Source organism: Micromonospora arida, assembly GCF_042873195.1.
GTDB lineage: Bacteria > Actinomycetota > Actinomycetes > Mycobacteriales > Micromonosporaceae > Micromonospora > Micromonospora arida.
Genome location: NZ_JBIALC010000012.1, coordinates 146,481 through 166,144 on the forward strand (window position 1 = coordinate 146,481; position 19,664 = coordinate 166,144).

Annotated in this window: 24 protein-coding genes and 1 pseudogene; 15 read left to right on the top strand and 10 right to left on the bottom strand. The window is 71.6% G+C overall.

Going from position 1 to position 19,664, the window contains the following annotated elements; genetic code table 11:
* Positions 1-23 precede the first annotated feature (23 nt).
* A complete protein-coding gene (locus ACFYP0_RS27760) occupies positions 24-1,103 on the top strand; it encodes an amidohydrolase family protein (RefSeq protein ID WP_355502144.1) in 1,080 nt (359 codons plus the stop codon).
* Positions 1,104-1,659: 556 nt separating this feature from the next.
* Here the strand turns inward: ACFYP0_RS27760 and ACFYP0_RS27765 are convergent.
* Both ACFYP0_RS27765 and ACFYP0_RS27770 read right to left on the bottom strand, forming a co-directional pair.
* Positions 1,660-2,256, bottom strand: a complete 597-nt coding sequence (locus tag ACFYP0_RS27765) for a TetR/AcrR family transcriptional regulator (RefSeq protein WP_355502146.1) — start codon at positions 2,254-2,256, stop codon at positions 1,660-1,662.
* Positions 2,257-2,277: 21 nt separating this feature from the next.
* Positions 2,278-2,835 carry a hypothetical protein gene (locus ACFYP0_RS27770; protein ID WP_355502149.1) on the bottom strand — a complete coding sequence of 186 codons (558 nt, stop codon included), beginning with the start codon at positions 2,833-2,835 and terminating at the stop codon, positions 2,278-2,280.
* A gap of 69 nt (positions 2,836-2,904) precedes the next feature.
* On the opposite strand from ACFYP0_RS27770, the gene proS reads away from it, so the two are divergent.
* The 12 genes from proS to ACFYP0_RS27830 all read left to right on the top strand — a co-directional run bounded on the left by proS (position 2,905) and on the right by ACFYP0_RS27830 (position 11,190).
* Entirely contained in the window at positions 2,905-4,311 is a 1,407-nt protein-coding gene (gene proS / locus ACFYP0_RS27775; RefSeq protein WP_124859591.1) for a proline--tRNA ligase, read from the top strand.
* 49 nt (positions 4,312-4,360) lie between these two features.
* Positions 4,361-4,981, top strand: coding sequence for a DUF402 domain-containing protein (locus ACFYP0_RS27780; RefSeq protein WP_355502151.1), 621 nt, complete (start codon positions 4,361-4,363; stop codon positions 4,979-4,981).
* A 229-nt stretch (positions 4,982-5,210) separates the two neighbouring features.
* Positions 5,211-5,711: a 30S ribosomal protein S16 gene (rpsP, locus tag ACFYP0_RS27785; protein ID WP_112588420.1), complete on the top strand. Its 501-nt coding sequence runs from the start codon at positions 5,211-5,213 to the stop codon at positions 5,709-5,711.
* On the top strand, positions 5,686-5,946 hold the full coding sequence (locus ACFYP0_RS27790) for an RNA-binding protein (protein ID WP_172862164.1): 261 nt from the start codon (positions 5,686-5,688) through the stop codon (positions 5,944-5,946). Before rpsP ends, ACFYP0_RS27790 begins: the two co-directional genes overlap by 26 nt.
* Positions 5,946-6,548 (top strand): ribosome maturation factor RimM, encoded by a 603-nt coding sequence (rimM, locus tag ACFYP0_RS27795; protein WP_355502153.1) that lies wholly within the window; start codon positions 5,946-5,948, stop codon positions 6,546-6,548. The genes ACFYP0_RS27790 and rimM overlap by 1 nt, the downstream gene beginning before the upstream one ends.
* A 10-nt stretch (positions 6,549-6,558) precedes the next feature.
* Positions 6,559-7,332, top strand: coding sequence for a tRNA (guanosine(37)-N1)-methyltransferase TrmD (gene trmD, locus ACFYP0_RS27800; protein ID WP_355502156.1), 774 nt, complete (start codon positions 6,559-6,561; stop codon positions 7,330-7,332).
* A 143-nt stretch (positions 7,333-7,475) separates the two neighbouring features.
* Positions 7,476-7,832, top strand: coding sequence for a 50S ribosomal protein L19 (gene rplS / locus ACFYP0_RS27805; RefSeq protein ID WP_088991045.1), 357 nt, complete (start codon positions 7,476-7,478; stop codon positions 7,830-7,832).
* Between the two features lie 182 nt (positions 7,833-8,014).
* Positions 8,015-8,884 carry a signal peptidase I gene (gene lepB, locus ACFYP0_RS27810; protein ID WP_355502159.1) on the top strand — a complete coding sequence of 290 codons (870 nt, stop codon included), beginning with the start codon at positions 8,015-8,017 and terminating at the stop codon, positions 8,882-8,884.
* A 10-nt stretch (positions 8,885-8,894) separates the two neighbouring features.
* Positions 8,895-9,530 (top strand): signal peptidase I, encoded by a 636-nt coding sequence (lepB, locus tag ACFYP0_RS27815; protein ID WP_112588428.1) that lies wholly within the window; start codon positions 8,895-8,897, stop codon positions 9,528-9,530.
* 48 nt (positions 9,531-9,578) lie between these two features.
* Positions 9,579-10,064, top strand: a complete 486-nt coding sequence (locus tag ACFYP0_RS27820) for an NUDIX hydrolase (protein WP_124859599.1) — start codon at positions 9,579-9,581, stop codon at positions 10,062-10,064.
* A complete protein-coding gene (locus ACFYP0_RS27825; RefSeq protein ID WP_355502163.1) occupies positions 10,058-10,870 on the top strand; it encodes a ribonuclease HII in 813 nt (270 codons plus the stop codon). The genes ACFYP0_RS27820 and ACFYP0_RS27825 overlap by 7 nt, the downstream gene beginning before the upstream one ends.
* Positions 10,867-11,190 (top strand): DUF2469 domain-containing protein, encoded by a 324-nt coding sequence (locus ACFYP0_RS27830; RefSeq protein WP_007075222.1) that lies wholly within the window; start codon positions 10,867-10,869, stop codon positions 11,188-11,190. The genes ACFYP0_RS27825 and ACFYP0_RS27830 overlap by 4 nt, the downstream gene beginning before the upstream one ends.
* Positions 11,191-11,253: 63 nt before the next feature.
* Here the strand turns inward: ACFYP0_RS27830 and ACFYP0_RS27835 are convergent, their stop codons facing one another.
* The gene (locus ACFYP0_RS27835; RefSeq protein WP_124859603.1) at positions 11,254-12,396 is read right to left on the bottom strand and encodes a sulfite oxidase; all 1,143 of its coding nucleotides are present in this window, start codon (positions 12,394-12,396) and stop codon (positions 11,254-11,256) included.
* A 311-nt stretch (positions 12,397-12,707) separates the two neighbouring features.
* Here ACFYP0_RS27835 and ACFYP0_RS27840 point away from each other — a divergent pair, with 311 nt between their 5' ends.
* Entirely contained in the window at positions 12,708-13,400 is a 693-nt protein-coding gene (locus ACFYP0_RS27840; protein ID WP_386998102.1) for a murein hydrolase activator EnvC family protein, read from the top strand.
* Here ACFYP0_RS27840 and ACFYP0_RS27845 read toward each other — a convergent pair.
* The 3 genes from ACFYP0_RS27845 to ACFYP0_RS27855 form a co-directional block, all read right to left on the bottom strand.
* Positions 13,321-14,502 (bottom strand): aminotransferase class V-fold PLP-dependent enzyme, encoded by a 1,182-nt coding sequence (locus tag ACFYP0_RS27845; protein WP_355502168.1) that lies wholly within the window; start codon positions 14,500-14,502, stop codon positions 13,321-13,323. The genes ACFYP0_RS27840 and ACFYP0_RS27845 overlap by 80 nt on opposite strands.
* Before the next feature lie 76 nt (positions 14,503-14,578).
* Positions 14,579-15,616: a tyrosine recombinase XerC gene (locus ACFYP0_RS27850; RefSeq protein WP_355502224.1), complete on the bottom strand. Its 1,038-nt coding sequence runs from the start codon at positions 15,614-15,616 to the stop codon at positions 14,579-14,581.
* Positions 15,617-15,973: 357 nt separating this feature from the next.
* Positions 15,974-16,144: a hypothetical protein gene (locus ACFYP0_RS27855; protein ID WP_386998104.1), complete on the bottom strand. Its 171-nt coding sequence runs from the start codon at positions 16,142-16,144 to the stop codon at positions 15,974-15,976.
* A gap of 188 nt (positions 16,145-16,332) precedes the next feature.
* On the opposite strand from ACFYP0_RS27855, the pseudogene ACFYP0_RS27860 reads away from it, so the two are divergent.
* Positions 16,333-16,875: pseudogene (locus tag ACFYP0_RS27860) on the top strand (AAA family ATPase); the annotation flags it as partial.
* On the opposite strand, the gene ACFYP0_RS27865 reads toward ACFYP0_RS27860, so the two are convergent.
* From ACFYP0_RS27865 to ACFYP0_RS27880, 4 genes are all read right to left on the bottom strand, one after another.
* Positions 16,851-17,054, bottom strand: coding sequence for a hypothetical protein (locus ACFYP0_RS27865; protein WP_355502173.1), 204 nt, complete (start codon positions 17,052-17,054; stop codon positions 16,851-16,853). The pseudogene ACFYP0_RS27860 and the gene ACFYP0_RS27865 overlap by 25 nt on opposite strands.
* Positions 17,055-17,272: 218 nt before the next feature.
* Entirely contained in the window at positions 17,273-17,476 is a 204-nt protein-coding gene (locus ACFYP0_RS27870) for a hypothetical protein (protein ID WP_355502176.1), read from the bottom strand.
* A 194-nt stretch (positions 17,477-17,670) separates the two neighbouring features.
* A complete protein-coding gene (locus ACFYP0_RS27875; RefSeq protein ID WP_355502179.1) occupies positions 17,671-17,874 on the bottom strand; it encodes a hypothetical protein in 204 nt (67 codons plus the stop codon).
* Between the two features lie 1,434 nt (positions 17,875-19,308).
* Entirely contained in the window at positions 19,309-19,518 is a 210-nt protein-coding gene (locus ACFYP0_RS27880) for a helix-turn-helix transcriptional regulator (protein WP_355502182.1), read from the bottom strand.
* Between the last annotated feature and the right edge of the window lie 146 nt (positions 19,519-19,664).

Sequence of the window (19,664 nt, forward strand, 5' to 3'; positions counted from 1 at the left end):
AGTGATCGGGTAGGACTGTGCGCATGGCTCTTCATGTGCGCGGCGTGCTGCTCCCCGACGACGAGGTACGGGATCTCTGGCTGGTCGGCGACCGGGTGACCTTCACCCCGGTGCCCGGTGCGGAGACGGTCGTCGACGGCGGCTTCGTCCTGCCGGGGCTGGTCGACGCGCACTGCCACATCGGCATCGCCCGAGGTGGTGCCCCGATCACCTCCCTCGACCAGGCCCGCGAGTTGGCCCACGTCGACCGGGACGCCGGGGTGCTGGCGATCCGGGACGCCGGCTCGCCGTACCCGTACCCCGAACTCGACGATGAGCCGGACCTGCCGCGACTGGCCCGCGCGGGGCAGCATGTCGCCCCGCCGAAGCGCTACCTGCGCGACATCGGCGTGGAGGTCGACGCGACCGAGGTGGCCGCCACTGTGGCCGCGCAGGCGCGGGCCGGCAACGGCTGGGTCAAGCTGGTCGGCGACTGGATCGACCGGGGCGTCGGTGACCTGGCGCCGGCCTGGGACGCGGACACCCTCACCGCCGCCGTGCGGGCGGCGCACGACGCCGGGGTACGCGCCGCGGTGCACACCTTCTCCGAGTCGGCCGTCGAGATCATGGTGCGGGCCGGGGTGGACTCGGTGGAGCACGGCACCGGGCTCAGCCTCGACCTGATCGACGAGATGGCCCGCCAGGGCACCGCCCTGGTCCCCACGATGATCAACATTGCCACCTTCGGGGGCATCGCCGAGCAGGCGCGGGGCAAGTTCCCCGGGTACGCCGACCACATGCTCGCGCTGCGCGACGGCTTCCCCGAGGTGGTGCGTGCCGCGCACGAGGCCGGGGTGCCCATCTACGTGGGCACCGACGCCGGTGGCGGCATCGATCACGGGCTGGCCGCCGAGGAGATGCTGCTGCTGCACGAACGGGCCGGGATGGCACCCGTCGACGTACTTGCCGCCGCCTCCTGGGGCGCCCGCGCGTGGCTCGGCTTCGCCGGCCTGGTCGAAGGCGGCCTCGCCGACCTGACCGTCTACCCCGAAGACCCCCGCAGCGACCTGCGCGTCGTCCGCGCCCCGTCCCGCACGATCCTCCGCGGCCGCGTCATCCGCTGACCCCGCGAGCGCCACGCCGCCCGCGCCGGGTCAGCGTCGCGCCTCCGCGTGGCGCCTCGGCGTCGCGCCTCCGCGTGGCGTCCGTCGCAAGATCGCGCTCGAACCAGGATGTAGTGGCCTACGCGTTGGAGGATGCCACTACATCCATGATCGAGCGCGATCTTGGCTTGGTAGCGAGATCAGGCAGGCCCCGAGGAGCAACATCCCCGCAACATCGGGGATGTTGCTCCCTTCTGCGTACCTGAGGCCGCAACATCCGGAAGTTGTGCGGGTGCGGGTGCGGGTGCGGGTTGGGGCCCGGTGGGCGTGCGCGGGGCATGGACAAGCGGGCGCGGGTAAAGCGTGCGCGGGCAGGCGGGACCGGGCAGGCGGGAACGGGCAAGCGTGCGCGGGCAGGCGGGACCGGGCAGGCGGGGACGGGCAGGCGGGAACGGGCAAGCGTGCGCGGGCAGGCGGGACCGGGCAGGCGGGGACGGGCAAGCGTGCGCGGGCAAGCGGGGACGGGCAGGCGGGTGGGGGCCAGCGGGCCGGTTGCGCGGGGGTGGGGGTGAGGGGGTCAGGGGAGTGGGCGGGCGGCGGCGCTGAAGAGGTGTACGGCAAGGTCGGCGAGGGCCGTGGCGGTCTGCTCGATCGGTTCACGGGGGAGCACGATGTGGCTGACCACCAAGCGGACGATGGTGTCGGCGGCGAAGGCCAGCGCGGCCTGGTCCGCTCCGGGCAGGTGATCGCCGGCCCAGTCGATCAGCGCGCCGGACGCCTCGGTGAGCACCACCTCGGCCCGGGTGGTGAGGTACGGAAGTAGCTCGTCCGAGCCGCCCCGGGCGCTGGTCAGGATGGCCTTGACCAGCGGGTTTTGCGCCGCCGTGCTGAGGGTGTGCGCGATGGCCGCGTACGCGCCGGCCCGTACGTCGGTGCCGTGGGCGAGCAGAGCGGCCCGGACGGCGCCGACGAACCGGTCCACCTCGGCGCGGGCGAGGGCTTCGGCCAGCCCTGCCTTGCTGCCGAACTCGTTGTAGACGGTCTGTCGGCTCACCCCGGCGGCGTTCGCGACGGCACCCATCCGGACGCCGTCCCATCCGGTCGCGACGGTCAGGGCGCGGGCGGCGTCGACGATGCCGGTCCGTACCGGGGTGGGGCCAGTCTGCTCAATCATGGTGGTCGAAGTGTAGGTCGTTCAGCGCACCTCGATCTGGTACTGCGCCTCGACCCAGAACCGCCCGCCGTCGGTGCCACCGAAGCTCAGGTCGTGTCGGCCGGGGCGGGGCGGCGGGATCAGCCCCCACAGCCCCCAGCAGGAGACAGGCACCGACCACGGCCACATGGTGACGACGTTGTTGAAGAAGCCGCGGACCGGGAACGGCTCGGCCGAACCGGCCGGTGTCAGCGCGATCGGCAGTCCGTCGAGCTGCGCGTGCCCGGTCGCGTTGAGGTCGGCCCCGGCCGGGCCGGTTTCGCCGCCGACCTGCCACCAGCAGAACGCCGGGAAGAAGAGCGGCCGTCCGGCGGGAACCACGCAGTTCCGTTGCGCAGAGCCACCGTGCGTACCCGCGAGGAACCACACGTCGGCGGGCTGGTGATGCCCTGCGTGCCGGCCGGATCGGTCGGCGATCGGGCTGGTCGGCCGCCGGTGTCGGGCCACCCAGCTCACCCATCTCGCGGCCAGATGTGCCAGATCGGGGGCCTCGGGCTCGGATGTGGGAGCCGCTCCGGTGTGCGGATTGAGGAAGGTCATGACGGCAGATGCTAACGATGCCGCGCCCGAGCGCACTGCCCTGACGAGCGGCGCATAGGATGTGCGGTCATGGCACGCGTGCTCACTCCCCGTGCGGAGGATTTCCCCCGCTGGTACCAGGACCTGATCGCCAAGGCGAAGCTGGCCGACAACGGCCCGGTTCGCGGCACCATGGTCATCCGACCGGCCGGCTACGCCATCTGGGAGCGTATGCAGGCTGAGATGGACGCTCGGATCAAGGCGGCGGGTGCGGAGAACGCGTACTTCCCGTTGTTCATCCCCGAGAGTTACCTCAAGCGCGAGGCGCAGCACGTCGAGGGCTTCTCGCCGGAGCTGGCGGTCGTCACCCACGGTGGTGGCAAGCCCCTGGCGGAGCCGGTGGTGGTGCGTCCGACCAGCGAGACGGTCATCGGCGAGTTCATGGCCAAGTGGATCGACTCGTACCGGGACCTGCCGCTGCTGCTCAACCAGTGGGCGAACGTGGTCCGGTGGGAGCTTCGTCCGCGGATCTTCCTGCGTACCAGCGAGTTCCTCTGGCAGGAGGGGCACACCGCGCACGCCACCCGTGAGGACGCCCGGGCGTACGCGCGGCGGATCCTGCACGAGGCGTACGAGGATCTGATGGTCAACGTGATCGGCATTCCGGTGGTGGTCGGCCTGAAGACGACGCGCGAGCGCTTCGCCGGGGCGACGGCCACGTACACCTGCGAAGGCATGATGGGCGACGGCAAGGCGTTGCAGCTGGGCACCAGCCACGAGCTGGGCCAGAACTTCGCCAAGGCGTTCGACATCAGCTACTCCTCCAAGGAGGGCGGCCGGGAGCACGCCTGGACCACCTCGTGGGGCACGTCCACCCGGATGCTCGGTGGCCTGATCATGGCGCACGGCGACGACAACGGCCTGCGCGTGCCGCCGAGGCTCGCGCCGATCCAGGCGTACGTCATGATCGTCAAGGACGGCGACGGCGTGGGCGAGGCGGCGGCCAAGCTGCGCGACGGCCTGCGCGACGCCGGTGTCCGGGTCGCGCTCGACGACCGGACCGACACCCCGTTCGGCCGCCGGGCCGTCGACGCCGAGCTGCGCGGCTATCCGGTACGCGTCGAGGTCGGCCCCCGTGACCTGGCCGTGGGCAACGCGACGGTGGTGCGTCGGACCGACGGCTCGAAGACCCCGACGCCGGTGGCCGACGTGGTCACCGCGGTGCTGGCCGCCCTGGAGACCGACCAGCAGGTGCTGCACGACCAGGCACTGGCCAACCGCGAGTCCCGCACGGTGGAGGTTGCCACCCTCGCCGAGGCGATCGAGGCCGCCGCGACCGGCTGGGCGCGCGTGCCGTGGTCTGCGGTGGGCGTGGCCGGCGAGGCTGAGGCGAACGGTCAGGGCGTCACGGTGCGCTGCCTGCTGCGCGCCGACGGTTCGGTACCGGACTCGGAGGACGAGTCGGATCTGATCGCCATCCTCGCCCGCGCCTACTGAGGTGCGGCCGGGCAACCCCGTCGACCGGTTCGCGCCGGGTCGGCTGATCATGCATCGGAACGTGCGGCACGGCCGGATCGGGTGGGTCCGGCCGGCCCGCGTGGTCAGCGACGACGATCGAGGCTTGCTGGTCTGGATCGCCCGGGACTCGCCGGTGGCCCACGAGGTGACCGAGGCCGGGCTCAACATGCGGGCGATGCCTTTCGCCCAGTGGATCTCGTCGACCTACCGGTTGGCGCACGGACGCTGGAACGGCCCGCCGCTGCTGAAGTTCCTGCCCACGGGGGCGGCGCACTCCGTCTGGTGGTTCTCCGACGCCCAGGGCCGGTTCGCCCACTGGTACGTCAACCTGGAGGAGCCCGGCGTCCGTTGGGACGACGGCCCGGTGGCCGGCGTCGACGTGGTGGACCAGGACCTGGACGTGGTGGTGTGGCCGGATCGCAGCTGGGAGTGGAAGGACGAGGGCGAGTTCGTCGAGCGGCTCGCCTTCGGCGCCGACTACTGGGTGACCGACGAGAAGGCGGTCCGTGCCGAGGGGGAGCGGGTGATCGCGCTCGCCGGGGCCGGCGAGTTCCCGTTCGACGGCACCTGGTGTGACTTCACACCCCCTTCGGAGTGGGGCATACCGGACAAACTGCCACCGGGATGGGATCGTCCGCCGGTGCGCTGAGCGGTATCCCAGGTCACCGACGACGCGGTGTACGGGTCCGATGCGGGAGATCGGCATCGGATCTGGCAGAATAGGTCGCTGGTATCCGGCGCGCGTCCGGCGCCCTCTAACCCGGGCACGTCGCCAGTCCACCGAGTAGTCTCCGGCCCAACCCCACTGTGCCGGTCGGCGCTCACCCATGCACACCGCCCGTTTGGGCCGGTGAGATCGCAACAGGAGCGAAACAACTGTGGCCGTAAAGATCCGGCTCCTGCGGATGGGCAAGATCCGCAACCCGCAGTACCGCATCGTCATCGCCGACTCGCGCACCAAGCGCGACGGCCGGGCGATCGAGTTCGTCGGGGTTTACCAGCCCAAGGAAGACCCCTCGATCATCGAGGTCAAGTCGGAGCGGGTCCAGTACTGGCTGTCCGTCGGCGCTCAGCCGAGCGAGGCGGTGCAGCGGCTGCTGGAGCTGACCGGTGACTGGCAGAAGTACAAGGGCCTGCCGGCCCCGCCGCCGCTCCTGGTCGCCCCCGAGCGGGCCGACCGCAAGGCGGCGTACGAGGCTGAGGCGAAGGCCGCCGCCGGGCTCGCCCCGGAGACCCCGGCCAAGCCGGCCAAGAAGGCCGCCAAGGCTGCCGAGGCTCCGAAGACCGAGGCTCCGGCTGAGGCTCCGACGGCCGAGGCGCCGAAGACCGAGGCTCCGGCCGAGGCCCCGGCCGCTGCCGACGCCGGTGAGCAGGCCTGACATGCCACTGCGTCCGGCGTTGGAGCACCTGGTCAAGGGCATCGTCGACCACCCGGACGACGTCCGGGTGCGGATGGTCGATTCCCGTCGGGGCAAGCGGCTCGAAGTCCGCGTGCACCCCGAGGACCTCGGCACTGTGATCGGGCGGTCCGGTCGGACCGCCAAGGCGCTGCGCCAGGTGATCGGCTCCATCGGCGGGCGCGGGGTTCGCGTCGACATCGTCGACTCGTACTGATGCAGCTCGTCGTCGGCAGGATCGGCAAGCCGCACGGTGTCCGCGGTGAGGTCACCGTGGAAGTGCGGACCGACGAGCCCGAGGCACGGTTCGCCCCCGGTACAGTGCTGCGCACTGAGCCGGGGGCGAAGCCCCCGCCTGCGCGCAACACTGTGCCGGGCGCTGAGCCGGGGGCGACACCCCCGCCGGCCAGCGATGAGCCCGGGGTGCCGTTCCGGGTTCCCGCGGAGCTGACCATCGAGGAAGCCCGCTTCCACCAGGGTCGGGTGCTGATCGCGTTCGACGGCATCCTGGACCGCAACACCGCCGAGGCGCTGCGCGGGACGCTGCTCGTGGTGGACAGCGCCGAGGTGGCCCCGCCGGACGACCCGGAGGAGTTCCACGACCACCAGCTGGTCGGGCTGGCCGTGGTGACCCCGGCCGGTGAACGCCTGGGCGAGGTCGCCCGCATCGACCACGCCCCCTCGTCGGACCTGCTGGTGCTGCGGCGGCCCGAGGGCGGTACCGCCCTGATCCCGTTCGTCCGGGCGATCGTTCCGGAGGTCGACCTGGCCGGCGGACGTGTGATCGTCGATCCGCCAGCCGGACTGCTCGATCTTTAGGACAGCACGCATGCGCGTCGACGTCGTGTCGATCTTTCCGGAGTACTTCGCCCCGCTGGACCTGTCGCTGATCGGACGGGCGCGGGCCAACGGCGTACTCCAACTCGCCGTGCACGACCTGCGGACCTGGACCCACGACGTGCACCGCACGGTCGACGACACCCCCTACGGTGGCGGGCCGGGAATGGTGATGCGCCCCGAGCCGTGGGGTGCGGCACTGGACGCCCTCGCGCCGGTCGACGCCGCGCCGCCCCGGCTGCTGGTGCCGTCGCCCGCCGGTGCCCCCTTCACCCAGGCCATGGCGTACGAGTTGGCCGCCGAGTCGCATCTGCTCTTCGCCTGCGGCCGCTACGAGGGGATCGACCAGCGGGTCCTGGCACACGCCGCCACCCGGATGCCGGTCACCGAGGTGTCGCTCGGTGACTACGTGCTCTTCGGCGGCGAGGTCGCGGTCCTGGTGATGCTGGAGGCGGTCACGCGGCTGCTGCCGGGGGTGCTGGGCAACGCGGGCTCGTTGGACGAGGAGTCGCACGCGCACGGGCTGCTGGAGGCGCCGATCTACACCAAGCCGCCGAGTTGGCGTGGGCACGACGTGCCGGAGGTGCTCCGCTCCGGTGACCACGGCAAGATCGCTCGCTGGCGGCGCGAGGAGGGGCTGCTGCGCACGGCCGCCCGCCGGCCGGACCTACTGGCCGCGCTGCCGGCCGATCGGCTCGACAAACGGGACATCGCGGCCCTGGACCAGGCCGGATTTCAGCCTCCACCGGGGGATGTGGCAAAGTAGGGGGGTTGCCGCATCCGTCCGCGCCCGCGGTCGGCTGCGAGGATCCCCGACCGGGGTCGGTTCGCCGATCACCACCCGGGAATCAGAATCACCCACCCGCGCACCGAGTGACGGTGCGCCGTGAGCCTTACGAGGACGCAGCGATGAACATCCTGGACGCCCTTGACGCCCAGTCGAAGCGGACCGACCTTCCCGACTTCCGGGCCGGTGACACCGTCAAGGTGCACGCCCGCGTCGTCGAGGGCAACCGGTCCCGTGTCCAGATCTTCCAGGGCGTCGTGATCCGCCGCCAGGGTGACGGTCTGCGCGAGACCTTCTCGGTCCGCAAGGTCAGCTTCGGTGTCGGCGTCGAGCGGACCTACCCGCTCAACGGCCCGGGCATCGACCGGATCGAGGTCGTGACCCGCGGTGCCGTGCGTCGCGCCAAGCTCTACTACCTGCGCGAGCTGCGCGGCAAGAAGGCCAAGATCAAGGAGAAGCGGGAGAAGCAGCCCAGCTGACTTCCCGCTCGCCACGCCGCCCGAGCTGCGCGTATGCCGTACCGACCAGAGCGCATTACCCTGGTCGGTACGGGCGCAGCGAGGCGGCGGTCCCGCCTAGGAGGCGGGCAGTTGTCCACTACCGCCCGTGGAGCCTCGACGAGGCTCCCGGGCGGTGGTGTTTCTGCGGACCGGGGAGTGGCGTGGTGCAGACGCTTGACGAGGACGGCACCGTCGATCCGTGGCGCCGACGGGCTCGCCGCACCCGCCGGCAGATGCCTCTCTGGCAGGAGCTGCCGCTGTTGCTGGTGGTCGCGTTCTGCCTCGCGGTGCTGATCCGCACCTTCCTGCTCCAGGCGTTCTTCATTCCGTCCGGCTCGATGGAGGACACCCTCCTCGTCGGTGACCGGGTGCTGGTCAACAAGGTCGTCTACGACGTTCGTGACCCGCTGCGCGGCGAGGTGGTGGTCTTCCGGGGCACCGACCGCTGGGCGCCGCAGGTCGACGAGCAGCCGAAGCCCGGCGTCGCCGGCCGGCTCGGCCGCACCGTCGGCGACCTGGTCGGGGTGAGTCGCCCCGGTGAGAAGGACTTCATCAAGCGGGTGATCGGTCTCCCCGGTGACCGGGTCAAGTGCTGCGACAGTCAGGGTCGGGTGACCGTGAACGGCACGCCGCTCAACGAGTCGTACGTCCTGCGGGACTCCCCCCTGGACCTGCCACCCAACCCGGCGGAGTGTCGCTCCCGGCGCTTCGACGAGATCGTCGTGCCGCCCGGTCAGATCTTCGTGATGGGTGATCACCGCGAGGTCTCCCAGGACGCGCGTTGCCAGGGGCCGGTGCCGATCGACAACGTGGTCGGCCGGGCCTTCATGGTGGTCTGGCCGTCGTCGCGGTGGAATGCGCTGTCGGTGCCGTCCACGTTCGAGGACGTCTCCGGGCCGGCCACGGCGTCGCCCGGTGCGACTCCGGCGCGACCGACTCCGCAGGGCGGTGTGCTGCTGATGCTTCCGTTGGCAGCCGCGCTACGTGGTTCCCGCGCGTTCCGGACGGTGCCGTCCAGCCGGGCAACGTAGGCTCCTTGGCGTGATTGACGAGCAGACCGACAAGCCGCGCAGCTCCTTCTGGAAGGAGCTGCCGATCCTGCTGGGTGTGGCGATCCTGGTCGCGGTGCTGGTCCGCGCCTTCGTGCTGCAGACCTTCTTCATCCCCTCCCCGTCCATGGAAAACACTCTCAAGATCGATGACCGTGTGCTGGTCAACAAGTTGGTCTATGACTTCCGGTCACCGCACCGCGGCGAGGTGATCGTGTTCAAGGCTCCGACCGCGTGGAGCGGCAACCCCGACGGTGAGGACTTCATCAAGCGGGTGATCGGCATCCCCGGGGACCACGTGGTCTGCTGCGACCCCGAGGAACGGCTGATGATCAACGGCAAGTCGCTGGACGAGCCGTACATCTTCTCCATGGACGGGATTCGGGACAAGCCCGCCGACCAGGAGTTCGACATCACCGTGCCGGAGGGCCGGCTGTGGGTGATGGGCGACCACCGGTCGGCCTCCGGCGACTCACTGGAGCACTGGCAGCAGTCCCAGCAGAACATCACCGAGGCCACGATCCCCGAGGACGACGTGGTCGGGCGGGCGTTCACAGTCTTCTGGCCGGTCAGCCGGGCCACCTGGCTGACGGTGCCCGACGGGTTCGACGGCATTCCCAAGCCGTAGGCCGTACGGGGCGTGGGCGATCCGTCTTCGGTCTGGCAGGCTGGTGCGGTGACCGTCTACACCCCTCGACGCGCGGCCCGCGTGCTGCTCGTCGACGCGGCCGGCCGGGTCCTGCTGTTCGAGGGCTTCGACCCGGCCCGACCCGGGCACCGATACTGGTTCACTCCCGGCGGTGGGCTCGATCCGGGGGAGGCGCCGGCAGTGGGCGCGGCCCGGGAGTTGGCCGAGGAGACCGGCCTGCGGCTCGACCCGGCCCAGTTGGGCGAGCCGGTGTGGTCCGACGCGACCGAGTTCTCCTTCGACGGCATCTGGTACCGCCAGGAGCAGGATTTCTTCCTGTTCGGGGTGGATTCCTGGCGGGTGGACACCACGGGCTTCAACGACATCGAGCGACGCAGCATCGCCGACCACCGCTGGTGGGTTCCGGCCGAGTTGGCGGCCAGCGGTGACCGGTTCTACCCGCCCGAACTACCCGCCCTGCTGACCCGGCTGGGGCAGTCGACCACCGCCGGCCAGGGCGAGGCGTCGTGCTGACCCCGCCGCGCACCGTGGTGCGCCGCGAGGCCGGCCTGTACGCCCTGGAGCGGGCGTTGCAGCGGCGTGGCTTCCGGCACGTCGCCGGCGCCGACGAGGCGGGCCGGGGGGCGTGTGCCGGTCCGCTGGTCGCCGCCGCGGCGGTGCTGCCCGAGGGGCGGCGTGGCGAGATCGATGGGCTGGCCGACTCGAAGCTGCTGACCCCGGCCAGCCGGGAACGGGTGTACGCGGAGGTCGTGGAGCGCGCGCTCGCGTACGCCGTGGTGGTCATCCCGGCCGAGGAGGTCGACGCCCGGGGTCTGCACGTGTGCAACCTGGCCGCGATGCGCCGGGCGCTCGCCTCGCTCACCACCCGCCCGGAGTACGTGCTGACCGACGGGTTCGGCGTGGACGGCCTGGGTGTGCCCGGGCTGGCGGTGTGGAAGGGCGACCGGGTGGCCGCGTGCGTGGCGGCGGCCAGTGTGCTGGCCAAGGTCACCCGGGACCGCCTCATGGTGGAGTTGGACGGGGTGTTCCCGGCGTACGGCTTCGCCGAGCACAAGGGGTACATCACCCCGGAGCACTCGGCGGCGTTGCGGGAGCACGGGCCGTGCCGGGAGCATCGGTTCTCGTACGTCAATGTCGCCGCGGTCTCCGGCCGCGACGGCCGGCCGCCGCGCGCTCGACGGCCCGGCGGCCACGGCTCGGATGAGCCGATGGAGCGCTCCTGGGCGTCAGGGGGTACCGTCGGCGTGGCGTTGGGCGAGCAGCCTCGGCCTCCGACGCCGGTGGGGGAAGATGTGGCCATGGAAGGCGGAGTGCGATGAGCGCGGAAGATCTCGAGAAGTACGAGACCGAGATGGAGCTGCAGCTCTACCGGGAGTACCGCGACATTGTCCGCCAATTCTCGTACGTGGTGGAGACGGAGCGCCGGTTCTACCTGGCCAACCAGGTCGACCTGCACGTGCGTAACTCCGACGGCGAGGTCTACTTCGAGGTCGAGATGCACGACGCCTGGGTGTGGGACATGTACCGTCCTGCCCGCTTCGTGAAGAACGTCCGGGTGATGACCTTCAAGGACGTCAACGTCGAGGAGCTGGAGAAGCCCGACATCTCACTGCCCGCCGACTCCGGCTTCGGCGGCTGAGCGCACCCGAGCCGCCGGGCCGTGCCACGGGCCCCCCACCCGTGGCGTGACACCCGCCGCCGATCACTCGGCCGGCACCACGACCTCGACCCGCTGCACCATGTTGTTGGCGAAGCCGCCACGGTTCCACTGTTGCTCGACCGGCTGGGTCCGCCCGGACGCGTCGGTGGCCCGCGCGCCGAGCACGTACCGGCCGGGGGTGGCGACCCACTCGTGCCGCCAGCGCCGCCAGGCGAAGTCCCCCGCGTCCGCCGGGTCCAGCTCGGCCGGCGCCCAGCTCTGCCCGCCGTCGGTGGTCACCTCCACGGCGACCACCGGGGCGTGCCCCGACCAGGCCCGACCATCCAGCGTGCACGGGCCCTGTCGCAGCACCCGACGGCGGGACATGAAGTCGGGGAAGCCGGGCGGGCGGACCAGCGCCCGCGGCTCGATCCGGGTGACCGGCACTCCCGGGTCGTCGGCGTCGCGGCGTACCCGGTAGGCCACCGCGTTCTGGTACCCCTCGAACGGCTCGGTCCGCACCTCGATGGAGTGGACCCACTTCACGTGCGCCATGCCGTACCAGCCCGGCACGATCAGCCGCAGCGGCGCACCGTGCTGCGGCAGCAGGGGAGCGCCGTTCATCTCGTACGCCAGCAGCACCTCCTCGCGCAGCGCGTCGGCGACCGGAAGCGCCCGCTGGTAGTCCTGCTCGATCCCGCGCTCCACGCCGTGATCCGCGCCGGTGAAGACCACGTCCACCGCGTCCGGGTCGACGCCCGCCTCCCGCAGCAGCGGAGCGAGGGGGGTGCCGGTCCACTCCGCGTTGCCGACCGCCTCGACCAGCCAGGGCTGGCTGACCGGCCGGGGGTGCAGCAGGGCTCGCCCGTTACCGGCGCACTCCAGGGTCACCTGCCGGGTGACGCGGGGCCGTTCGCGCAGGTCGGCGAGGGTGACCGTCAACGGACGGTCCACGGCACCGCCGATGGTCAACGTGTGCGCCGCCGGGTCGAGCTCCGGGATGTCGTAATGGATCAGCAGGTAGTGCAGCCCGGCCGGGGTGACGTCGTAGCGCAGCGCCTCCAACGGGATGCCGTGGTTGCGGGCCGCGAGCTGCAACTCCTCGGCGCTGATCGTCTCGTCCGGCTCCGCGAGCCGGGACGGGCCGCTCACGTCGCCCACCGTCGGCCCGGTGGGGTACGACGTCCGGTCATCGAGAGTGGTCATGCGGCCTCCCCGGTACAGACGGCGGCACCCGCCGTACGCGGCCCAGCCTAGGCCCTCCGTGGCGGCTCGAAAACGGCACCGGAGGGTACGGCGGCGTTCGCGCGGCGGGTCGTGGACGGCTTCCCGCCGTCCCTGGCATAACAGATCATCGACGCCGTTGGGTGGTCGTCCACAGCACCTCCGGTTGTCCACAGCCCCGTCGGCCGAGCTGGCGGACGACCAGGCGTCGGCCGGAGGCTGCCGTCATGCGACAGCCAACCGTCCGTTCGATCCGCCGCACTGTGCTGCTCTGCGCCGCGCTCCCGCTCGCGCTGACCGTCCAGCTCTGCGGGCTGGCGGTGCTGATAGCGGCGGTGCCCGGCCAACCACCGACACCGACCGTGCCGGTCGCGGCCCTGGGGGAGCCGGTCGTCGCCCCGACCATGCCGGTCGCGGCCGGGGCCGTGCCGGTCGTCGACCCGGCGCCCGCCGGGCGGTTCCGCTGGCCGGTCGACGGGCCTCCCCGTCCGGTGCGCCGGTTCGACCCGCCGCCGCGACCGTGGCTGCCTGGCCATCGCGGCGTCGACCTGGCCGCTCCCGCCGGAGCGGTGGTCCGCAGCGCCGGGCCGGGCACCGTGCTCTTCGCCGGTCTGGTGGCCGGTCGACCGGTGGTCACCGTGGGGCACGCCGACGGGCTGCGGACCACCCACGAGCCGGTCCAACCCGCCGTACGCCCCGGCCAGCCGGTCACCGCCGGCGCACCGCTGGGCGAGCTGCTGCCCGGGCATCCGGGGTGCCCGGCCGAGGCGTGCCTGCACTGGGGCCTTCGCCGGGGCGAGGAATATCTCGACCCGCTCGCCCTGCTCGGCCTCGGCCCGGTGCGCCTGCTCCCGGTCGGTCCGGCCCCGGTGTCCGCTCCCGGCCGGTCCGCTCCCGGCCGGCCGCTCAGCGCTGGGCGAGCAGTGCCGGCAGCCGTGCGCCCAGCCGCTCGTACTCGTCGGCGGCGTTGTAGACCTGGCCGGTGAGCCGCAGCCACCCCCGGCCGTTCCAGCTCATCACCGCCACCTCGGCGGCGAGCCGCTCACCGATCCGTGCCTGCAACGCCCGCGCCGCGTCGATCGTGGTGCCCGTGCCAGCCGGCAGCGGGATGAGGCGCAGCGCCACCCCCGGTCCGCCGGGGTCGGGCAGATCGGCGGGCGCCACCCCCAGCGCGTCCCCCACCACCCGCTGGCCGTACGCGGCGAGCGCGGCGTTGTGCGCCCGCACCCGGTCGACGCCGAGACTGCGCATCGTGAACACTCCCGCCGGGGCGGCCAGCCAGGGCGTGTAGTCGAGCGTGGCCTGCCACTCGAGCCGGGCCGGGAAACCCGACTCCTGCTCCCAGGACACCACCAGTGGCTCGATCCGGTCCCGCCACCGCGGCGCCACCGCCAGCAGGGCGGTCCCGCGTGGGGCGTACGCCCACTTGTGCAGGTTGCCCACCCAGAAGTCGGCGCCGATGCCGGCCACCGCGGTGGACAGCATGCCCGGGGCGTGCGCGGCGTCCACCAGGACCGGCACGCCGTGTTCGCGGGCCACCCCGACGATGGCGGCGGTCGGAAAGAGCTTGGCGGTGGCCGAGGTGAGCTGGTCGACGACGAGCAGCCGGGTCCGCCCGGGGCGCAGGCCGGCGCGGATGCTCTGCACGATCTGCTCGTCGGTGGCGGCCAGGGGGATCGGCAGGACCCGGCTGACCGCGCCGGTGCGGCGGCACTCGCGCTGGATGGCCAGGCTCACCGCTCCGTACCCGTGGTCGGTGCTCAGCACCTCGTCGCCGGCCTTGAGGTCCACCGACTGGAGCACCACGGCGACGCCGGTGGTGGTGTTGCCCACCAGGGCGCTGCCGTCCGGGTCGGCGCCCAGGAACCCGGCGAGGTGCCGGCGGGTGTGCGCGATCCGGTCGACCAGCCCCTGAGTGAAGAAGCGCAGCGGGTTCGCCTCCATCTCGTCGCGCAGCCGCTGCTGGGCGCGCTGCACGCCGATCGGCACCGCGCCGAACGAGCCATGGTTGAGGTGGCTGACCGCCGGGTCCAGGGAGAAGAGCAGGCGGGCGCCCGGGATCGGCTCAGGGGGATTCGGGACGCTCACTTGATGATCGTAACCGCCACGCGTGCGCGCCCTGCGGCCCTTGATCAGGCGTGCGTGCCCGCCCTGCGGCCCTTGATCAGGCGCGCGGGTGCGCCTGTCGGTAGGCGGCGCGCAGCCGCTCGACCGAGACGTGGGTGTAGATCTGCGTGCTCGCCAGCGACGAGTGGCCGAGCAGCTCCTGCACGGCGCGTAGGTCCGCGCCGCCCTCCAGGAGGTGGGTGGCCGCGGAGTGGCGCAGGTCGTGCGGGCTGGTCCGGGGCAGTCCGGCGGTCTCTGCGTACGCACCGACGATCTGACGCGCGGTCGTCGGGTTGAGACGACCACCCCGGGCACCCAGCAGCAGCGCGTCGCCGGAGCGGGCGCCCACCATCGCCGGGCGGCCCCGGCGAAGCCAGTCGTCCAACGCCCGCTGGGCGGGCACCCCGTACGGCACCGAGCGCTCCCGCCCGCCCTTGCCGAACACCCGGATCACCCGCCGGCCGTGGTCGACATCTCCGACGTCCAACCCGCACGCCTCGCTCACCCGTACGCCGGTGGCGTAGAGCAGCTCCAGCAGCACCCGGTCCCGCAGTGGCACCGCCTCGGCCCCGTCCGCTGGACACGACGCCGGCCCGGCCGCTGCGTCCGTCCGCTCTGCGTCGGCGCGCGCCTGGTTCGGGAGCTTTGGGTCCGTGCGCGCCTGGTTCGTGGGTGACGGGTTGGTGGGCGGTGCCTGCCGGGACGGTGCCTCGACCAGAGCGGCGGCCTGGTCGGCGCGCAGCACGCTGGGCAGCTCCCGGTGCGCGCGAGGGCTGGCCAGCGCGGCGCCCACGTCGGCGGGGAGCAGACCGGCCCGGTGTGCCCAGGCGCTGAATGCCCGTGCCGAGGCGGCCCGCCGGGCCAACGACGTGCGGGCCGCGCCAGTGGTGCGCTGCCGCGCCAGCCAACTGCGCAGCACCGAAAGATCCAGCTCGGCGAGGTCGACGCAGCCCATCCGGACGGCGTGGTCGAGCAGCGAGACCAGATCGGTGACGTACGCGCGGACGGTGTGCGCCGACCGGTTACGGACCCGGGACAGGTGCTCGGCGAAGTCGTCGACAGCGTCGCGTAACGCTGGCGGGAGTGCCTGGTGCATGGCCCGGGTGCCCCGGTCCGCCCGGCTCACCGGGGCCGCGCCGACGTGCCGGCCGGTTGCTCGGCCCCGGCACCCTCACTGACGGCTGACACGGCACCAGCCTACGGCCGGTCCCCCTCCGCCACCGGACACGACGGTGCCGGTGTCCACCCCCGACTACCGGCGGTTGTTCCTCTTGCTCAGGAACACGGCCAAGCCGACGACGAGCACGGCGGTCACGACGAGACAGCAGAGCACGCTGATGTGCCACGGCTTGATTGCACCCATGACCGGGCACGGTACCGGCAGTATCGGCTGGCCGGGATCCCGACCACGAGCGGTTACGGCATCCCGGCCGGGTGGCGGTGACGCATCCGCTCAGGTAACAGGTCGAGCGGACGTCTCCGCCGCCGCACGCTTCCGGTTGGCGGATGGGGCGAGGGCGTAACCGTCGTCGCGACGGACCACCATGGACAGCTCCTCCAGCAGCGACAGCTTGCGCAACGCGGTCCGTAGGTCGACGCCGGCGCGGGCGGAGAGCCGGTCCACGCCCATCGCACCTCGGCGGGGCAACGCCTCCAGGACCCCGGCGACGGCCCCGTGGTGCCTCCGCGCCTCTCGCCGGGCCTCCCGGCTGGGCCGGTGGGGGTGCCGCTCCCGCAGGCCAAGCCGAACCCGTACGAGTCGCCCCAGTACGTCGCCCTCAAGGCGTCGCTGTTCAGCGAGGACGAGTTCGACTCGCGGCCCCCGGTCGACTGGCTGGTGGACAGGTGCTGCCCCGGGGAGCGCTGGCCTACCTGGTCGGTGAACTCGGCAATGGCAAGGCGTTCGTCGCGTTGGCCCTCGCCCACTCGCTCGCGACCGGGCGCGATTGGTGGGGGCACGAGGTTGCCCAGGCCGGACCGGTGCTCTACGTCGCGGCCGAGGACGACCGGGGTGTGCAGGCTCGGGCGCGGGCCTGGCGGCAACGCCACGTCAGTGGCCAGGCAACTGGGAAGGTTCACTTCCTCGCCCACGCCCCGCAGGTCGGCGAGCCCGGCAGCTTCGACGCGCTCGGGATGGTGGTTGAACTGCTGCGGCCGGTGCTGGTCGTGCTCGACACCCCGGCCCGGGTTACCCGAGGGCTGGACGAGAACGACAGCAAGGCGATGGATCAGCTGATCCACCAGGCGAACCGACTCCAAAAGCTCGGCCGCCTCGCTGCCCGGCTGTCCGGGCGACCCCAGCCCTCGCCAGGGATCGCCGGGACAGCCGGTCACGCCTCGCGCTTCGTCAGGTAGGTGATCGCCCCGAAGATCAGGGGGGCCGAGCCGGCGAACGCGACCGCACCGGTCACGATGGCCCTGCCGACCCCCGGCTCGATCGACCAGGAGACAAGGCCGGCGATGACCGCGACCAAGCTCGACCCGAGGATCACGACGGTGAGGCAGAGCAGACGGATGGGGAAATCACTTCCCATGGCGGGGCATCCTCCTTCAGGACACAGCGATCCATTTTGGACCTGCGTCGGAGGTTCCCGCCTGCTGCGCAGGCTGTCAGACCGGAATGGTCGGTGTCAAGCTGGAGTGGCGCATCGGTGTCGATGGCACAACCTGAGTCGGCCCAGACCGACTCTGTCAAGACGACGATTACTGGTCATATTCGGATCATTGCCATCGCCGGGCACCGAGCCGCCGATCACTCATCGCGTCTCATGACGAAGTTGAACGAGACGATCATCAGGGCGAGCGCACCAGCGAAGGCCGCCCCTGCGGTGGTGATGGCCTTGCCCGCGTTCCGTTCGGTCGCCCAGTTGATCCAGCCTGCAGCGGTGCCGATCAGGCTGGCCGCCAACACGGCGACAACCAACAGCAGCACTCGGGTGGCGACGTTGATACCCATCGCGGGTGGACCTCCGTTGAGACGTGCGGTGACCCTACTCTGGATCACGCCTGCTTCAAACGATCCCACCTGGTCAAGGCCAGGCCAATGCCTCAGATCCAGCAAATCCAGGGCATGTCGACCAGCGAGGCACGTCGCGTCGTCGCGCAGGCCCTAGAGGATATGGCCGAGCGAGTCACCCCACCAATGCGGCGCTAGGCATCGGTGCTCATGACGAAATTGAACGCGGTGATGATCAGGGCCAGCGTCCCGCCGAAAGCGGTGCCCCCAGCGATCAAGGCCCTGCCGTTGCTCGGCTCGGCAGTCCGAGCGGCCCAGCCGACGATGACGCCGACCAGGCTGGCCGCGAGCAAGGCGACGATCAACAGCAGGATGCGGTAGGTGACGTTGTTACCCATCGAGGGTGGACCTCCACTAGACACACTGGTCCCTTTGGACCTGCGGTGGGTTCCAGCCCTCGGCTCTTCGCCTTGCTTCGCAAGATGTCATCGCGACAGTTGGATGTCAACACTGCCGCGCGCCCTGCCATTGCCGACACGCCGTACTGCCACGGTCGTGGCAGGTCAGCGCAAACTGGACAATTCGAAGTCGATTGCCTGCCGCAGGCTGCCTCGCTTTTGAGCCGAACCTGCTGGACAACGCCGCGATGGGTCCGCGTTCATCTCCCTCCTCGTCTCGGGAGGGGATTCGAGTAAAACCCGACACTGGCCCGCGTGTTCCGCTTGTCGGATGAAGTGTCAGTGCGCCTGCCTGGCCTGCGGGGGACCGATGGACCAAGCCCAGGCCCACAACCAAATCCGAACCTGCTCGCCCTGGCGCGCGGAGCCGATTCGCAGACTGCCCTGCGAATCCTGCGGGTGGCCGGCTCGGGCGAACAACGCCGCTCGCCCGGGTGCTGCGTCCCGAGGACATTCGGGCCCTCACCGGACCCGGAGTGGCGGGCGGTCCGACGTAGGGCCCTGGTCGAGCAGGCGCAACCCAAACGCGATGTGTATGCCGAGAGCCACCTGGACTGCAGCCGTCGGGTGCGTGGTCAGTTGAGGAGACCGGCTGCGACCGGCCGACCAACCGGCAGTTTGCCCAGGGCCACGACGCCAAGCTCAAGTCGCTGCTGATCCGGGCGGGGGTCGCCGGCTACACCGTCCGCTGGACGGAGGGCGGCACCACCCACGAGGGCGACTCCGCTGGCCGCCTCTCGGGCCTTCGGGTTCGGCTACCAGGTCGAGGCCGGCATTCGGGGCGGCTGTACAAGTTCGCCAAGAGGAAGGCCCCGAAGGCCGAGCCACAGCCCCGGACGGCCGTGATCAAAGTCGGCAAGCACGTCTACGCGGGGGCCAGCATTGCCCCGGACGGCACGGCCAACTACACCACCAAAGCCGGCGAGGCCAAGACCGTCGCGCCGGCAAGTTCACCGAGATTGAGGAGGCAGCGGAATGAAACTGGATCACCTGGAAGACGAGATCACCTACGCGCTGGGGGTGGCCGCCGACTGGGCGGACGAGAGCCTCGCCCCCGGACCGAGGGGGAAATCTCGGTGCTCGCGGTGTACATCGTGGCCCCTGCAACCCGGAGCTGTTCGTGTCGATTAAGAGCGACGACGAAGAGGACGAAGTCGAGCAGGCCCTCCAGGCGCTGGTAAACGTCGAGCAGGCCCTCCAGGCGCTGGTAAACGAGGTCCTCGGCCTGGAACCCGACATGAGCTGGTACTACGCGGGGCTGGGAAGCGGCGGCCATCCTGCAGAGTCGCGGAAGTCCCGAGACGGCCCGGGGGTGCTACGGCACCCGCCGGGCCGCTTCGTGTCACGGGAGGGCCTCCGGGCGGGTGGACGGGGCTACTCGTCCTCGTCTGCCGGGCGGGGGCGACGGTGCTCCCGGATGTAACGCTCTACGTCGACCTTCAACCAGATCGCCCCGACGCTCAGGACCTGGTACGGCTCGGGGAAGGCGGGGTGCTCCCGGATCTGGCGGAATCGCGACCGGCCCACTCCGAGCATGGCGAGGATTTCGCCCGCTGCCACCAGCTCGCCCGGCCCTCTGCCCATGGCAACGAAGGTAGACCGAGGCGATCAGGTCAATATGAGCGCGCTTCTATTGGCGCGCCCATGTTGACAGGGGGGTAAGAGTCGAGGTCCGATGGAGACGCCCCGCCCCTGCTGGAGGCCGAGCCCGGCAGGGGCGGGTGCCGACC

What these genes read in the sequence shown, in the direction of transcription:
- ACFYP0_RS27780 (WP_355502151.1), top strand. Translation starts at nt 4,361, where the DNA reads ATGCATCGGAACGTGCGGCACGGCCGGATCGGGTGGGTCCGGCCGGCC.
- ACFYP0_RS27830 (WP_007075222.1), top strand. Translation starts at nt 10,867, where the DNA reads ATGAGCGCGGAAGATCTCGAGAAGTACGAGACCGAGATGGAGCTGCAG.
- ACFYP0_RS27765 (WP_355502146.1), bottom strand. Translation starts at nt 2,256, where the DNA reads ATGATTGAGCAGACTGGCCCCACCCCGGTACGGACCGGCATCGTCGAC.
- rimM (WP_355502153.1), top strand. Translation starts at nt 5,946, where the DNA reads ATGCAGCTCGTCGTCGGCAGGATCGGCAAGCCGCACGGTGTCCGCGGT.
- ACFYP0_RS27875 (WP_355502179.1), bottom strand. Translation starts at nt 17,874, where the DNA reads ATGGGTAACAACGTCACCTACCGCATCCTGCTGTTGATCGTCGCCTTG.
- ACFYP0_RS27770 (WP_355502149.1), bottom strand. Translation starts at nt 2,835, where the DNA reads ATGACCTTCCTCAATCCGCACACCGGAGCGGCTCCCACATCCGAGCCC.
- ACFYP0_RS27870 (WP_355502176.1), bottom strand. Translation starts at nt 17,476, where the DNA reads ATGGGTATCAACGTCGCCACCCGAGTGCTGCTGTTGGTTGTCGCCGTG.
- rplS (WP_088991045.1), top strand. Translation starts at nt 7,476, where the DNA reads ATGAACATCCTGGACGCCCTTGACGCCCAGTCGAAGCGGACCGACCTT.
- ACFYP0_RS27850 (WP_355502224.1), bottom strand. Translation starts at nt 15,616, where the DNA reads ATGCACCAGGCACTCCCGCCAGCGTTACGCGACGCTGTCGACGACTTC.
- ACFYP0_RS27760 (WP_355502144.1), top strand. Translation starts at nt 24, where the DNA reads ATGGCTCTTCATGTGCGCGGCGTGCTGCTCCCCGACGACGAGGTACGG.
- ACFYP0_RS27865 (WP_355502173.1), bottom strand. Translation starts at nt 17,054, where the DNA reads ATGGGAAGTGATTTCCCCATCCGTCTGCTCTGCCTCACCGTCGTGATC.
- proS (WP_124859591.1), top strand. Translation starts at nt 2,905, where the DNA reads ATGGCACGCGTGCTCACTCCCCGTGCGGAGGATTTCCCCCGCTGGTAC.
- ACFYP0_RS27835 (WP_124859603.1), bottom strand. Translation starts at nt 12,396, where the DNA reads ATGACCACTCTCGATGACCGGACGTCGTACCCCACCGGGCCGACGGTG.
- ACFYP0_RS27880 (WP_355502182.1), bottom strand. Translation starts at nt 19,518, where the DNA reads ATGGGCAGAGGGCCGGGCGAGCTGGTGGCAGCGGGCGAAATCCTCGCC.
- trmD (WP_355502156.1), top strand. Translation starts at nt 6,559, where the DNA reads ATGCGCGTCGACGTCGTGTCGATCTTTCCGGAGTACTTCGCCCCGCTG.